12 protein-coding genes are annotated in these 14,545 nt (G+C 68.3%); 5 read left to right on the top strand and 7 right to left on the bottom strand.

Going from position 1 to position 14,545, the window contains the following annotated elements:
• Nucleotides 1-21 precede the first annotated feature (21 nt).
• Entirely contained in the window at nucleotides 22-207 is a 186-nt protein-coding gene (locus tag ABLE38_RS19915) for a hypothetical protein (protein ID WP_348975997.1), read from the bottom strand.
• A gap of 157 nt (nucleotides 208-364) precedes the next feature.
• On the opposite strand from ABLE38_RS19915, the gene ABLE38_RS19910 reads away from it, so the two are divergent.
• From ABLE38_RS19910 to ABLE38_RS19895, 4 genes are all read left to right on the top strand, one after another.
• Nucleotides 365-577 (top strand): hypothetical protein, encoded by a 213-nt coding sequence (locus ABLE38_RS19910; protein WP_348975996.1) that lies wholly within the window; start codon nucleotides 365-367, stop codon nucleotides 575-577.
• Nucleotides 578-817: 240 nt separating this feature from the next.
• Nucleotides 818-2,590, top strand: a complete 1,773-nt coding sequence (locus ABLE38_RS19905) for an SLC13 family permease (protein WP_348975995.1) — start codon at nucleotides 818-820, stop codon at nucleotides 2,588-2,590.
• Nucleotides 2,591-2,604: 14 nt separating this feature from the next.
• Nucleotides 2,605-3,579, top strand: a complete 975-nt coding sequence (locus tag ABLE38_RS19900) for a quinone oxidoreductase (RefSeq protein ID WP_348975994.1) — start codon at nucleotides 2,605-2,607, stop codon at nucleotides 3,577-3,579.
• A 49-nt stretch (nucleotides 3,580-3,628) separates the two neighbouring features.
• Nucleotides 3,629-4,465: a hypothetical protein gene (locus tag ABLE38_RS19895; protein WP_348975993.1), complete on the top strand. Its 837-nt coding sequence runs from the start codon at nucleotides 3,629-3,631 to the stop codon at nucleotides 4,463-4,465.
• A 9-nt stretch (nucleotides 4,466-4,474) separates the two neighbouring features.
• On the opposite strand, the gene ABLE38_RS19890 is transcribed toward ABLE38_RS19895, so the two are convergent.
• Together ABLE38_RS19890 and ABLE38_RS19885 are read right to left on the bottom strand one after the other, a co-directional pair.
• Nucleotides 4,475-5,899, bottom strand: a complete 1,425-nt coding sequence (locus ABLE38_RS19890) for an aldehyde dehydrogenase family protein (RefSeq protein ID WP_348975992.1) — start codon at nucleotides 5,897-5,899, stop codon at nucleotides 4,475-4,477.
• 75 nt (nucleotides 5,900-5,974) lie between these two features.
• Nucleotides 5,975-7,456, bottom strand: a complete 1,482-nt coding sequence (locus ABLE38_RS19885; protein ID WP_348975991.1) for a PQQ-dependent sugar dehydrogenase — start codon at nucleotides 7,454-7,456, stop codon at nucleotides 5,975-5,977.
• 179 nt (nucleotides 7,457-7,635) lie between these two features.
• Between ABLE38_RS19885 and ABLE38_RS19880 the strand changes: the two genes are divergently transcribed.
• On the top strand, nucleotides 7,636-10,200 hold the full coding sequence (locus tag ABLE38_RS19880; RefSeq protein ID WP_348975990.1) for a TonB-dependent receptor: 2,565 nt from the start codon (nucleotides 7,636-7,638) through the stop codon (nucleotides 10,198-10,200).
• Between the two features lie 47 nt (nucleotides 10,201-10,247).
• On the opposite strand, the gene ABLE38_RS19875 is transcribed toward ABLE38_RS19880, so the two are convergent.
• The 4 genes from ABLE38_RS19875 to ABLE38_RS19860 form a co-directional block, all read right to left on the bottom strand.
• Nucleotides 10,248-10,571, bottom strand: a complete 324-nt coding sequence (locus ABLE38_RS19875; protein WP_348975989.1) for a RebB family R body protein — start codon at nucleotides 10,569-10,571, stop codon at nucleotides 10,248-10,250.
• Nucleotides 10,572-10,715: 144 nt separating this feature from the next.
• Nucleotides 10,716-12,752, bottom strand: coding sequence for a M13 family metallopeptidase (locus ABLE38_RS19870; protein WP_348975988.1), 2,037 nt, complete (start codon nucleotides 12,750-12,752; stop codon nucleotides 10,716-10,718).
• 56 nt (nucleotides 12,753-12,808) lie between these two features.
• On the bottom strand, nucleotides 12,809-13,708 hold the full coding sequence (locus tag ABLE38_RS19865; RefSeq protein ID WP_348975987.1) for a glycosidase: 900 nt from the start codon (nucleotides 13,706-13,708) through the stop codon (nucleotides 12,809-12,811).
• Nucleotides 13,708-14,457: an SDR family oxidoreductase gene (locus ABLE38_RS19860; protein ID WP_348976243.1), complete on the bottom strand. Its 750-nt coding sequence runs from the start codon at nucleotides 14,455-14,457 to the stop codon at nucleotides 13,708-13,710. Before ABLE38_RS19860 ends, ABLE38_RS19865 begins: the two co-directional genes overlap by 1 nt.
• Between the last annotated feature and the right edge of the window lie 88 nt (nucleotides 14,458-14,545).

Genomic DNA, 14,545 nt, shown 5'->3' with positions numbered 1-14,545 from the left:
AGCTCGGGGAGGAATTTATGGCTACCGCCCCACGCGCATCCGATCGACCAGCCATACCGCGAGCAGCAGCGCCAGGCCGACGCCCAGGCCGATGATGAACCCGAACGATGCCTCGCCCTTCGCGATGCCGACGAACACGCCGATGATCAGGCTGATCGCGAGGAGGAAGCCGCCGGCGAGCGGGGTCTTGGAGGGCGTCTTGGTCATGCTGCGTCTCTGCCACGTCCCGCGGCGGGACGCCACCTGTGCCATGCCGGGGCAGCTGGCACGGCGATTCCGGGATGGTTAGCGAAAGTTCAGCATCGTGTGGCGCGCAAAGCGTTGATTCCACGGGAATTGGCACGGCACGCGCATCGGCGCGCGCATGGATATGATGCCCTATCTCGGCGACCGCCGCGAAATCACCGACGCCAACGAGCTGATCGCCCTGTTCGGCGAGCTCGCCGGCAGCGAGGCCGCCGCGCGCGCCGACCATAGCCGCGACCTCGGCAACCACATCCATTTCTGCCGCTGGCGCCAGATCGAGCGGCTGATCGTGCTGATGTCGGTCGGCCGCGCCGTGGGGACCGTGCATTGAGTTTTTGATTCCTCCCCCAGCTTGCCTGGGGGAGGGGGACCGCCGACCGCAGGTCGGTGGTGGAGGGGCGTTCGGGGGTTGAACGTGCGCCGGGGGCGATCCGACTCTGGAACTCGGGCACCGGCGCGTTCGCGCCGACCCCTCCACCATTTGCTGCGCAAATGGTCCCCCTCCCCGAGCGAGCTCGGGGAGGAATGAGATAGTGGCGGACCCGAAACCATCGCGCGGCGTTCCCCAGCGATGACCACTCCCCAGTTGCTTTCCGTCGGCGTGCTGTTCGGCATGATGCTGCTCTTCATCTGGGGCAAGCTGCGCTACGACATGGTCGCGGTGATCGCGCTGCTCGCCGCGCTGGCGCTGGGCATCGTCAAGCCGAAAGAGGCCTTTACCGGCTTTTCCGACGACATCGTGATCATCGTCGCCTCGGCGCTGGTGCTCTCCGGCGCGGTGCAGCGATCGGGCGTGATCGAGAGCGCGATGCTGATGCTCCAGCGCAGCGTGACGCGGGTCCGCTCGCAATTGCTGCTGCTCTGCGCCTCGGTCGGCTTCGCGTCGGCGCTGGTCAAGAATATCGGCGCGCTGGCGATGATGATGCCGGTCGCGTTCCAGATGGCGAAGAAATCGAACGTCGCACCGGCGGCGTACCTGATGCCGATGTCGTTCGCATCGCTGCTCGGCGGGCTGATCACGCTGATCGGCACCTCGCCCAACATCATCGTCAGCCGGGTGCGCGAGCAGATGACCGGGCACCCGTTCGGCATGTTCGACTATGCGCCGGTCGGCCTGGGGCTGACGCTGATGGGCCTCATTTTCCTGCGCTTCGGCTACCGGCTGCTGCCGCGCGACCGCCGCGCCGCGCCGACGCTGGGCGAGGCGATCGACATCCAGGACTATGTGACCGAGGCCGAGATCCCGGCGGGCTCGCCCGCGGTCGACGAGACCGTCGCGGCGTTCCGCGAGCGGCATGACGGCGAGGTGCAGGTGACCGCGATCCTGCGCGCCGGCATCCGATCGATCCCGTTCCCCGACGCGGTGCTGAAGCCCGAGGACCTGCTGATCCTCGCCGGCCCGCCCGACAGCCTCGAGCGCGTGATCGCCGCCGACCGGCTCGAACTCGAGGGCGCGCAGCGCGAGGCGCCCGAGGGCGCCCAGGGCGAGGTCGGCGTGATCGAAGCGGTGATCGGCACCGACAGCCCGCTGATCGGGCGCACCGCCGGGCGGCTGGGGCTGCACGAGCGCTTCGGGGTCAACCTGATCGCGGTTTCGCGCCAGGGCGAGCGGCTCGCCAAGCGGCTGGGCGAGATCGCGCTCGCGCCCGGCGACGTGATCGTGCTGCAGGGACCGCTCGAATTGCTGTTCGAGCGGCTGTCCGAGCTCGGCTGCCTGCCGCTCGCCCAGCGGACGCTGCGGCTGGGCAGCGCGCGCAAGGGGCTGTTGCCGCTGGCGATCCTCGCCTGCGCGATGGCGGCGACGGCGACGGGCTATGTGCCGGTTGCGGTGGCGTTCTTTGCCGCCGCCGGGCTGACCATCCTGCTCGGCGCACTGCCGGTGCGCGAGGCTTATGACCATATCGAATGGCCGATCCTGGTGATGCTCGGCGCGCTGATCCCGGTATCGGATTCGCTCAGGACCACGGGCGCGAGCCAGGTGATCGGCGACTGGCTGGGGCATTTCGCCGCGATCCTGCCGCCCTGGGGCGCAGTGGCGCTGATCCTGGTCTCGGCGATGGCAGTGACGCCGTTCCTCAACAATGCCGCCACCGTGCTGGTGATGGCGCCGATCGCGGCGACCTTTGCCGGCGAGCTCGGCTATCGGCCCGAGGCGTTCCTGATGGCGACCGCGGTGGGCGCGGGCTGCGACTTCCTCACCCCGATCGGCCACCAGTGCAACACGCTGGTGATGGGCCCGGGCGGCTACAGGTTCGGCGACTATGCGCGCCTGGGGGCGCCGCTGTCGTTCCTGGTGCTGGTGGTCGGCACGCCGCTGATCCTATGGGTGTGGCCGGTACACTGATGGGAGTCGCGCATATGGAACGGACGGCATTGATCGAGGCGACAGGCGGGCCCGAGGTGATCCAGTGGGCCGATGTCGAACTGCCGCCGCCGGGGCCGGGCGAAGTGCGGATGCGCAACCGCGCGGTAGGGCTGAACTTCATCGACACCTATCACCGCTCGGGCCTCTATCCGGTGCCACTGCCGAGCGGCCTCGGCGGCGAGGCGGCGGGCGTGGTCGAAGCGGTGGGCGAGGGCGTCAATGGCTTTGCCGTGGGCGACCGGGTGGCGACCTTCGGGCCGGGGCTCGGCGCCTATGCGACCGCGCGCAACGTGCCGGCGAAGACGCTGTTCGCGCTGCCCAACGACATCAGCGACGAGACCGCGGCGGCGGTGCTGCTCAAGGGCTGCACGGCGGAATTCCTGATCGAGCGCTGCGCCCGGGTCCAGCCGGGCTGGACGGTGCTCGTCCACGCCGCGGCGGGCGGGGTCGGGCAGATCGCGGTACGCTGGCTGAAGGACATCGGTGCGACGGTGATCGGCACGGTCGGGCACCGCGACAAGGTGGCGCTCGCCGAGGCGGCGGGGGCGGCGCATGTGCTGCTGTCGCGCGAGGAAGATGTCGCGGCGCGGGTGAAGGAGATCACCGGCGGCGCAGGCGTGCCGGTGGTGCTCGACGGGGTGGGCAAGGCGACGTGGGAGGCCTCGCTGGCGTCGTGCGCGCGGCGCGGGCTGATCCTGAGCTACGGCAATGCCAGCGGCCCGGTGGAGGGCGTGAACCTCGCGACGCTCAACGCGCATGGCTCGCTGTTCGTCACCCGGCCCAAGCTGTTCGACTATTATGTCACGCCCGAGGAGCGCGCGGCGGGCATCGCGCGGCTGTTCGCGATGCTCGAGAAGGGCGCGGTGACGGCGGAGATCGGCCAGCGCTTCGCACTCGAGGACGCTGCCGAGGCGCACCGGGCGCTGGAGGCGGGGAAGACGACGGGGTCAACGGTGCTGGTGGTGTGAGCTTGTCGCTTCGGTGGCCCGCCGCTAGCTTCGGAGCGGGGAGGCGGCGATGGGCACCAAGACCGACGAATATCTCGCGTCGCTGCTGAGCGATTCCTTCAAGCGCGAAGTCGATGCCGACGAAGCGGTGTGGCGGTCCTTGCCCTTCTTCGGTGCCATGCTTGGCCTGGCAATCGCGCTATTGCCCCAGATCTATCGATCGGCGGCAGGAACGGTCGAGCTGCCATGGGGTGCTTTAATCTACACGCTACTCGCGGCGTCGATTATTTCATTTGCTATCTCAGCGTGGTGGTTCTGGGTGGTGATCCGGCCGCGAGAATATCGCTATCCGCCCTCCGATCGCGCGATACTCGACTATACCGAGGCGCTCCGCGCATTCCACAAGGGGGCCGGCAGCGCGGACGAATGGGATGAGACGGTGCGGAATGAGCTGCGCACCTTCATCCTCGATGAATTTGCCCAGACCACGACCAACAATCGCCGAAACAACAATGCGAAGCTGCGGGCGCGCAGCCAGGTTCTGCTTTTCGCCATGGCCGGGTTTCTGGTCGCATTCGTTTGTGAAGCGACTATATTGGCGTCGCAGGCGTTCTCGCCTGTGACGGAAAAGACCGACGGAGGCTGGAGTGGCCGAAAACAAGCAGGCTGTGCGACGGCAGGACAAGAAGGCGGCCGCTCCCAATCCCCTCTCCCGGCCAGTGCCGCCCGAGCCCCAATGGGTCTGGGAAGGCGCGAGCTTCCTGCCGCTCCCGAAGCAAAAGGCGGCTCAAAAGGGATGAGCGACTCACCCCTTCCTTCGCCGCCGCCGTCACCTCCACCGCCGGAACGGCCGGCGCCCGAATGGCTGAAAAAGGACAATTCAGACCAGCCGCGCGAGCACCGATAGCCGCCGGCGCTAGGCCAGCGCGCCGACCATTGCCTTGACTTCCATGAACTCGGCGAGGCCGAACTTGCCGTGCTCGCGGCCGTTGCCGGACTGCTTGTAGCCGCCAAAGGGCAGGTTGGGGTCGGGCTGGCCGCCGTTGACATAGACCATGCCGGCGCGCAGCCGCGGGGCCACGCGCTTGATCGCCTCGCCGCTGCCGAACACCACGGCGGAGAGACCGTAATCGGTGTCGTTGGCGATGCGGACCGCGTCTTCCTCGTCCTCATAAGGGATGATCGTGACGACGGGGCCGAAGATCTCCTCGCGGGCGATCGTCATGCTGTTGGTCACGCCGGAGAACAGCGTCGGGCGGACGAAATAGCCGGTCTCGACGCCGTCGGGGCGGCCGGGCCCGCCGGCCTCGAGCTTGGCGCCTTCCTTCATCCCCTTGGCGATCAGGCCCTGGACCTTGTCCCACTGGGTCTTGTTGACCAGCGGGCCGATATGGCGGCCCTCCTCGGCGGGATCGCCGGTCTGGGTGGCCTTCATCACCTCGGCGGCAGCGGCGGCGACCTGGTCCTGCATGCCCTTGGGCACGAGCAGGCGGGTGGGGGCGATGCAGCTCTGGCCCGAGTTCATCAGCACGCTGAACAAGGTGGTCTGGACGGCGCGGCCAAGGTCGGCGCCCTCGAGCATCAGCGAGGGCGACTTGCCGCCCAGCTCCTGATGGACGCGCTTGACCGTCTCCGCGGCGTTCTTGGCGACGAGCACGCCGGCGCGGGTCGAGCCGGTGAAGCTGACCATGTCGACGCCCTTGTGGCGGCTGAGCGCGGTGCCGACGCCGGGGCCGTCGCCATTGACGAGGTTGAACACGCCTGCAGGTACGCCGGCGGCGGCGAGCACCTCGGCGAAGATCATCGCGCAGCCGGGGGCTTCCTCGCTGGGCTTGAGGATCATCGTGCAGCCGGCGGCGAGCGCGGGCGCGACCTTGGAGACGATCTGGTTGAGCGGCCAGTTCCACGGTGTGATCATCGCGACGACGCCGATCGGCTCGTGCACGACCAGCGAGTTGCCGATCTGCTCCTCGAACGCGAAGTCCTTGAGCGCCTTGGCGGCGGACATGAAATGGCCGAGCCCCGAGCCGACCTGCGCGGTCTTGGCCAGGCTGATCGGCGCGCCCATCTCGGCGCTGATCGCCTCGGCCATGTCGCCGGCGCGCTTCTTGTACTCGACCAGAATCGCCTCGATCAGCTGGATGCGCTCCTCGACGCTGGTGCGCGAGAAGCTCTCGAACGCCTTGCGCGCGGCGGCGACCGCCTTGTCGACATCGGCGTCGGAGCCGAGCGTGATCTCGCTGACGGCTTCCTCGGTGGCGGGGTTGATCACCTCGTGGCGGGTGCCGCCTGCGCTTTCGACCCACTCGCCCCCGATGAACTGCTTCAGATAGCTGCGCATCCCTCACCACTCCGATTCGAATTTACGGTATGGCGTCTAGATGGACAGTTGCCTTTCGCAACGCAAGTGCGCGACTCAGCCTGGCGTGATCTCGAAGATGCTGCCGCCGATATCGACGAGGTAGACATTGCCGGCGCCGTCCTGCCCGAACGAGACCAGGCTGGAGATCGTGCCGGTGTCCGGGGTGAAATCGGCGTTGCGGCGCTCGTAGCTGGCGGCGGGGAAGAGCGCGCCCTGGGCGAGCGACGCATAGGGCAGCGTCCAGATATTGCCGCTGACATAGTCGCCGAAGATGTAGCTGCCCTGAAGCGACGTGACGGGGCCGCGATAGACATAGCCGCCGATGATCGAGTTGCCCTGCTTGGCGCCCGAGCCGTGGAGATATTGCGAGACCGGAGCGGTGAGGCCGGCCGGGGCGGTGCCGCTGAACACCGAGGTGCCCTCGAGGAACTTCCAGCCGAAATTCAGGCCCGAGGAGGCGATCGGCGCGAGGTCGATCTCCTCGACCGCGTCCTGCCCGACATCGGCGATGACGAGCGTGTTGCCGTCGAACGAATTGCGGAAGGGATTCCGGAGGCCATAGGCGAAGATGTAGGGATCGCCGCCGCCTGCCGCGAAGACATTGCCGGGCGCCGGCGCGAACGGGGTGGCCGAGCCGGGCGTGGTGTCGATCTTGAGGCGCAGGATCTTGCCGAGGCGCAGATTGACGTTCTGCGCATTGTTGCTCGGGTCACCCCCGCCGCCGCCATCGCCGATCGCGTCGTAGAGCAGCCCGTCGGGCCCGAAGGCGATCCAGCCGCCATTATGGTTGTTCGCCGCGGCGTGCGGCGTCGAGAGCACCAGCCGCATCGCGCCCGAGGAGACATTGTACTCGCGGATCTCGACCGCGCCGCCGGTGCCGGTCGCATGGACGAAGACGATGTTCGAGATGGCGAAATCGGGGCGGGCGGCGAGGCCGAGCAGCCCGCGCTCGCCATCGGTGGTGAGGCCGGCGGCGGTGAAGGCGAGCGTCTTGGCGCCGGTGGAGGGCGTCAGATAATAGACCGCGCCGGTGCGCTCGACGACGAAGACGCGGGCATTGTCGCCGGGCACGGGGGCGACGAACACGGGCTGGCTGAAGCCGGTGCCGACGCGCTTGACCGCGATGCCTTCCTTGCTGTCGGTGACCGTGATCGCAACGTCGCGGGTGGAGCTCAGCGTGCCGTCGCTGGCGCGCAGCTGGACCTGGTAGACATTGTCGCCATCGGCATCCTTGGGCGTCTCGAAGCTCGGCGCGGCGACGAAGCTGAGCGCGCCCGCCGCGGTGATCGTGAACAGCGCGGAATCGGCGCCGCCGGCGATCGAGAAGGTGATCGGGTTGCCTTCGGCATCGGTGGCGGTGGCCTGATAGGCGAGGGCGGTGTTCTCGGCGACGCTGGCGGTGGCGGCCGAGCTGAAGGTAGGCGCGGTGTTGGCCGCGGTGGGGGTTGGCGTGGGGGCGGGGCCGCCGCCGGAATCGCCCGAGCTGGAACAGGCGGCGAGCAGCAACATGCCGACGAGCGGCGTCACGATACGCATGGGCACTCCTCCCACAGGATCATAGGCCGCAACGCGGCGCCGGGCATGCCCGTTCCGCTTAACCAACAATATCTGCAGTCATTGCGTTTACGCTGCACTGCAACAGGGATGTCATGATCCGGGCCCAACGGCGTGCGGCAAGGGGGCCGGCAATGCTCCCGCCAAACAGGGAGCCGTCCATGTCCATCCGCTTCGCGCTGCTCGCGCTCGTGAGCCCGATCGCCCTGCTCGCCGCCACCGATGCGGCCGCGCAGGAAGCCACGCCCGCCCCGGCACCGGCCCAGCCGGACGCAGCACCGGCCGATGGCGGCGAGATCGTCGTCACCGCGCAGCTGGTCGAGCAGCGCCCGATGGACGTGCCGTTCGCGCTCACCGCGCTGCAGGGCAAGTTCCTCGACGACCTGGGCATCACCGAGTTCGACAAGCTCGGCCAGTTCGTCCCCGGCTTCGACGTGCAGAACCAGAGCCCCAACAATCCCGGCTTCGTGATGCGCGGCATCACCTCGGATTCGGGCGCGGCCTATAACGAGCCGCGCGTCTCGGTCTTCCAGGACGGCGTGTCGATCTCCAAGTCGCGCGGCTCCTATGTCGAGCTGTTCGACCTCGACCGCGTCGAGATCGCCAAGGGACCGCAATCGACGCTCTATGGCCGCTCGGGCCTGATCGGTGCGGTCAATATCGTCCAGGCCAAGGCCGATCCGCACAATGCCTATGGCTATGTCTATGGCCAGTACGGCAATTTCGGCAATTACCGAGTCGACGAGACGGTGAACCTGCCGCTCGGCGGCGATGTCGGCCTCCGCGTCGCCAGCCGCTTCAAGCAGCGCGACGGGACGATCGAGAACCTGCTCGGCGGCGAGGACTTCAACAGCATCAAGTCCGAAGCGGTGCGCGGCTCGCTGCGCTGGGCGCCGGGCGCGCTGACCTTCGACCTGATCGGCAACTACCAGCATGACGAGACCAGCGGCACGTCGTTCAAGTCGATCGCCTACAACCCGACCGATCCGACCACCGGCGCGGTGATCGGCGACCGCGGGCGCAACAGCGCGGCGGCGCTGGCGAGCCCTTCGACCTTCGAGCGCGGCCGCCCGCTCGGGCTCGACCGCGACGTGTGGGGCGTCACCGGCATCGCCAACTATGCCTTTTCGGACAAGCTCTCGCTCAACGCGATCGGATCGTACCGCAAGTTCGCCGGCATCGAGGTGTTCGACGCCGACGGCATCTCGCTGCCGGCGCTGACCGCCGCCGAGGATGCGCAGGGCGACCAGACGATGAGCACCGCGCGGCTGACCTGGAAGGACGATCGCTTCACGGCGTTCTTCGGCGGCACCTATTTCCGCGAGAACGGCTTCCAGCGTACCCCGAGCCAGTTCGACGAGCGGGTCGCCCTGGCGCGCCTGACCAACACGCTGAACGGCGGCGGGGCGATCCCGGGCCGCGCGGCGACCGATCCGGCGCCGATCGCGCTGTTCTCGAACACCGCGTTCACCGGCCAGCTGCTCCAGGGCGTTGCTGCAGCCTATGGCGTGGCGCTGCCGACCGCGCAGGCGCAGGCGATCGCCGCCAACCTGAAATCGGGCCATCAGGAGACCAGCACCAACTCCGGCCGCACCGAGAGCTGGGACCTGTTCGGCGACGCGACCTTCACGATCACCGACGGGCTCGACATCGGCGGCGGCATCCGCTGGAGCCATGACGCGAAGACCACCGGCTTCTCCTCGGCGGTGAGCAATGGCCGCTCGATCCTGGGCGGCTTCATCGGCGCGCTCGGCCAGCCGGCGGCGACGCGCACCGCGCTGCTCGGCGCGCTCGCGGTGCCGGGTGCTGCGAACATCCCGACCTCGGCGCTCTACCCGGTGCCGCTGTTCGGGCTGGGCGTGCAGCCGACCGGCACCAACGGCCAGCTCTACAGCGCCGATCACGACGACAGCGGCTTCACCTGGCGCGCCAACATCAAGTACGCGATCTCGCCCCAGGCCAATGTCTATGTGAACTATGCGCGCGGCCGGCGTCCCGAGATCCTGAGCGTCAGCGGGCCGGCGGCGCCGGGCGGCGCGGCGCGGTTCAGCGTCCTGCCGTCGGAGACGGTGGACAGCTACGAGACCGGCCTGAAAACCGCGCTCGCCAACCGCACGCTCTTCATCGACGGCGCGGTGTTCTATTATCGCTACTCGAACTTCCAGACGACCGAGCAGCAGGGCACGACCTTCGTCACGGTCAATGCCGGCAAGGCCGAGAGCTATGGCTTCGAGGGGCAGCTGACCTGGAAGCCGGCGGCCTGGGTCAACGTGTTCGGCAGCTACGCCTATAACCACAGCCGCTTCGCCAGCGGCGCGCGCGAGGGCAATCACTTCCGCCTGTCGCCCGATCACAGCGCGGCGGTGGCGGTGCAGTTCAAGGCGCCGGTGGGCGGGGTGAACATCGACTTCACGCCGAGCCTGACCTGGCAGTCCAAGGTGTTCTTCGACGACGACAACGACCTGCCGGCGCTGCAGGTGAACAACCTGGTGCCCGACCTGGTGCAGGACGAGCTGCAGGGCAGCTATGCGCTGGCCGATGCGCGGCTGGGGCTGGAGACGGCGGATGGCCGCTGGCGGATCGAAGGCTTCGTCACCAACATCTTCGACCAGAAATACATCAAGGACGCCGGCAACACCGGCGACGCGCTGGGCATGCCGACCTTCATCGCCGGCGAGCCGCGCATCTATGGCATCGCGGCGAGCCTGAAGATCGGCAAGCGCTGAGAGTTAAAAGGGGGAATGCGCCCGGTCCCTAGGGGCCGGGCGTGTTTTTACTGGCCGTTGTTGAAGGCGCGGAGCACGGTAAGCAGGCTGGTGAGATTGTCCGCCACGCCGCCCTGTGCGATTTTCTCGGTGGCGCCGGCGCCTGCCATCGTATCGACCGAGTAGATCTGCATCACGCCCTGGTTCGCGGCGGCCTGGGACAGCGTGTTCTGCTGCTGCTGGGCGTTCACGGCGTTCTCGAACAGGATGCCGCTCGAGTGCGCCATCGACTGGTAGATGCTGCCCATCGCGAAGGCCGGGGCTTCGCCGATCACCTTGACGTTGGCCTGGGTGACGGCGTCGGTGATCTGCGGGTTCACGGTGCTCGGCATGCTGCTTCTCCGGAAGGGGCCCCCCGGGGCGGGAATGTGAGCCGCCAAGGCCTCGTGTAGCAATGAGTATTGCAGCCGTTCCGGAACGGAAAAGGGGCGTCCGAGCCGATGCCCGGACGCCCCCTCATCCTCGCCGTGGGTCGGTTACCAGACGTGCACGCGGTCCGCGGGCGCGAGGTACAGCTTGTCGCCCGGCTGGACGCCGAACGCCGCATACCATTCGTCCATGTTCCGCACGATGCCGTTGACCCGGTATTCCTCGGGGCTGTGCGGGTTGGAGAGCAGCTGCGAGCGCAGCGCGCCCTCGCGGGCCTTGCCCTGCCAGCTCTGCGCATAGGCGATGAAGAAGCGCTGGTCGCCGGTATAGCCGTCGATCACCGCGGGCTCGCCGTGGCGCGAGACATAGCGGCGATAGGCCGCATAGGCCGCCTCGAGCCCGCCCAGGTCGCCGAGATTCTCGCCGAGGGTGAGCTGGCCCTTGATGTGGACGCCGGGGATCGGCTCGTAGGCGTCGAACTGCTTGACCAGCGCCTGGGCGTGCGCGGTGTAGCGGTCCGCCGATTCCTTGGTCCACCAGTCGCGCAGCTTGCCGCTCGCGTCGTACTGGCGGCCCTCGTCGTCGAAGCCATGGCCCATCTCGTGGCCGATCGTGGCGCCGGTCTCGCCATAGTTGACCGCCGGATCGGCGGCAGGATCGAAGAAGGGCGGCTGGAGCTGCGCGGCGGGGAAGGTGACCTGGTTGAGGACCGGGTCGTAATAGGCGTTCACCGTCTGCGGAGTCATGTCCCACAGGCTGCGATCGACCGGCTTGCCGAGGCGAGACAGCTGCAATTTCCACTCGAAATCGCCCGAGGCGATGCTGTTGGCGAGCGGATCGGTGCGGCTGACCTTCATCGCGGAGTAGTCGATATACTTGACCGGATGGCCGATGCGGGGATCGAAGGCGGCGAGCTTGGCGAGCGCTTCCTTGCGGGTCGGCGCGTCCATCCACTTGGCGGCGTTGATCTTGTCCGCATAGGCGGCGCGGAGATCCTCGATCAGCTCCTTGGCCTGGGTGTCGGCTTCCGCGGTCCAGTGGCGTTCGGCGTAGATCTTGCCGATCGCCTCGCCCAGGCTGCCGTCGAGCATGCGGACGCCGCGCTTCCAGCGCGGGGCCTGCGCCTTCACGTCCTGCAGCGTGCGGCTGTAGAAATCGAAGCGGGCGTCGTCGAACGCCTTGGGCAGATACTGGGCGTGGTCGCTGACGAAGCGATAGGCGACCCAGTCCTTCCAGGTGGCGAGCGGCACATCGGCCATGCGCTTGCCGGCGGCGGTGACGGCGGTCGTCTCGCGGACGACGACGGTCGGCATCTTCGCCAGGCCCATATGCGCGAGCGTGGCGTCCCAATCGAATTCCGGGGCGAGCGTGTCGAGCTGCGCGCGGGTCATCGGGTTGTAGGTCTTTTGCGGATCGCGGCGCGCCTCCGGCGTCCACTGGTCCTGCGCGATGCGGGTCTCGAGCGCGAGGATCGCGTCTGCCTTCGCTTCCGCATCGGGGATGCCGGCGAGCTGCTGGATCTTCACGACATAGGCGCGGTACGCCTTGCGGATCGCGACGTATTTCTCGCCGTCGAGCAGATAATAGTCGCGGGTCGGCAGGCCGAGGCGCGACTGGCCGGCCATCACGGTGTACTGGGTCGGGTTCTTCTCGTCGGCCGAGATGCCGATGCCGACGGGCGAGGCATAGCCGGGCTCGGCCATCAGCAGGTTGAGCGCCTTGCGGTTGTTCACCGCCGAGATGCGGGCGAGATAGGGCTTGAGTGGGGCGAGCCCGCGCGCCTCGATCCCGGCCTCGTCCATCCAGGCGGCGTAGAAGTTGGCGACCTGGCGCATCACCGGATCGGCCGGTGCGGCGCCGGCATCCTCGACCAGCTTGCGGACTTCGATCTCGGTCTCGTCGGGCAGGTCGTAATTATAGCCCGCGCGCGACTTGTCCGGCGCGATCTGGGCGTCGCGCAGCCAGCTGCCCTCGGCATAGCGGAAGAAGTCGTCGCCGGGCTTCACGCTCTTGTCCATCGTCGCATAGTCGACGCCCCAGGTGCCGTATCTGGGCTTGGGCGTGGCGGTCTGGGCGAAGGCGGGCGCGGCGAGGGCGGACGTGCCGAGCAGCAGCGCGGCGGCGGCGAAACGAGTGAGTCGCATGTGGGAAGACCTCCGGGTGATGCAGCGGGCTATCACACCGGAGAAGCGAGGCGCAATCAGAAGCGGAAGGGGCGGATGTGCGCGCGGGCCAGCCGCGCATCGGCGACCGAATAATAGAGGATCGCGGTGTCGCCATGCGCGATCACCGATGCGGCGAAGGCGATGTCCGCCATCGCGCGCTCGGGCTGGGGCGGCGGGGCGATCAGCGGCTCGATGCAGCGATCGACCACGCGGCTATATTCGGCATCGAACACGATCCAGCCGATCCGCCAGCGCGCATCGCGGGTCGCGCCGTTGTAGAACATCACCGGCCGTTCCTTGTCGGCGGTGAGCAACGGGCCGGTCGAGAGGTGCCAGCTGTCCCAGGCCTTCTCGCGCACGGTGAAGGGATGCGGCTGCTCGTGCCACGGCCCGCACGCGCCGTCGCCGATCGCGACGCCGATGCGCGACGCGTCGGCATGGGCATATTCGTAGAACAGCCGCCAGCCGCCGTCCGTAGTGCGGTCGATCGTCGCTTCCTTGGTGTTGCCTGCGGTCTTGGACGAGGCGAGCGCGACGCCCTGCTTGGCCAGGTGATGGACGTCGGGTCCCGAGGCGAGCATCAGCCGCCCGGTCGAATGATCGGCATCGACGCCGGTATAATAGACCAGCACCCGGTCGCCATCGAACACCAGCGTCGGGTCCTCGCATCCGCCGACATCCATCTGCCCGGCCTCGGGCGCGAGCACGGGCGCGGCGTCGAGCGTGAAGTGGAGGCCGTCGGGGCTCTGCGCATACCAGATGCTGCCGGTGTGGAACTGCGCCGCATCGGCGGGCGGCACCACGCGCAGCAACATGCCGAAGCCGCCGCCCTCCAGGCCCCACACATACGGACTCATCAAGGCGTGGCCGGCGAGCGCTTCGGGGCGCTCGAGCGTGACCGATTCGATCTTTTCGACGGCGAAATCGAGCCCCATCAGGCGTCCTGCGCGAGCAAGAGCGACAGCGCGCCGTCGATGGTGAGCGTGGCGCCGTTGATGTAGCGCGCGGCCGGCGAGGCGAGGAAGACGACGAGCGCGGCGACCTCCTCGGGCGTGCCGGCGCGGCCGGCGGGGATATTGGCCTCGAGCGCGCGGCGATAGTCGGCGTCGGCGACCGCGCGGGCGTTCATCGGGGTGAGAATCATGCCCGGCGCGACGCAATTGACGGTGACTCCGTGCGGGGCTTCCTCGAGCGCCATCGTTTCGGTGAGCGACTTCACGGCGGCCTTGGCGGCGCAATAATCGGCGCCGCCGGCGCGCACATCGACGGCGTGGATCGACGAGATGTTGACGATGCTGCCGCCCTGCTTGCGTGCATGCGCATCGCGGACGAAGCGGCGCGAGGTGAGGAAGACGCCGTCGAGATCGGTGCGCAGCATCTGCTGCCACTGGGCGAGCGCCATATCGGCGACCGGCGTGCCGCGCATGTTGAGCCCGGCCGAATTGACCAGGCACGCGATCGGCCCGAGTGCGGCGACGGCCGCATCGAACGCGGCCTCGACCGCGGCTTCGTCGCCGACATCGGCCTGGACCTGGGCCGCGCGGCGGCCGGCATCGGTGACGGCCTTGGCAGTTTCCGCCGCAGCGGCGGCGTCGCGGTAATAGAGGATGGCGACGTCCCAGCCAGCCTGGGCCAGCGCGATCGCGCTCGCCCGGCCGATCCCGGACTCGCCGCCGGTCACCAATGCCGTCCCTGGGATGCGCGTTTCTTCCACGCACGGCTAAACCGGCGCGCGGGCGATTGGCTCCGTTACAAATAGTTCACGCAGGGCC

The organism is Sphingomonas sp. KR3-1 (assembly GCF_040049295.1).
Taxonomy (GTDB): Bacteria; Pseudomonadota; Alphaproteobacteria; order Sphingomonadales; family Sphingomonadaceae; genus Sphingomonas.
The sequence above is the reverse complement of the archived record's forward strand: the minus strand, read 5'-3'. Positions and strand labels throughout refer to the sequence as shown.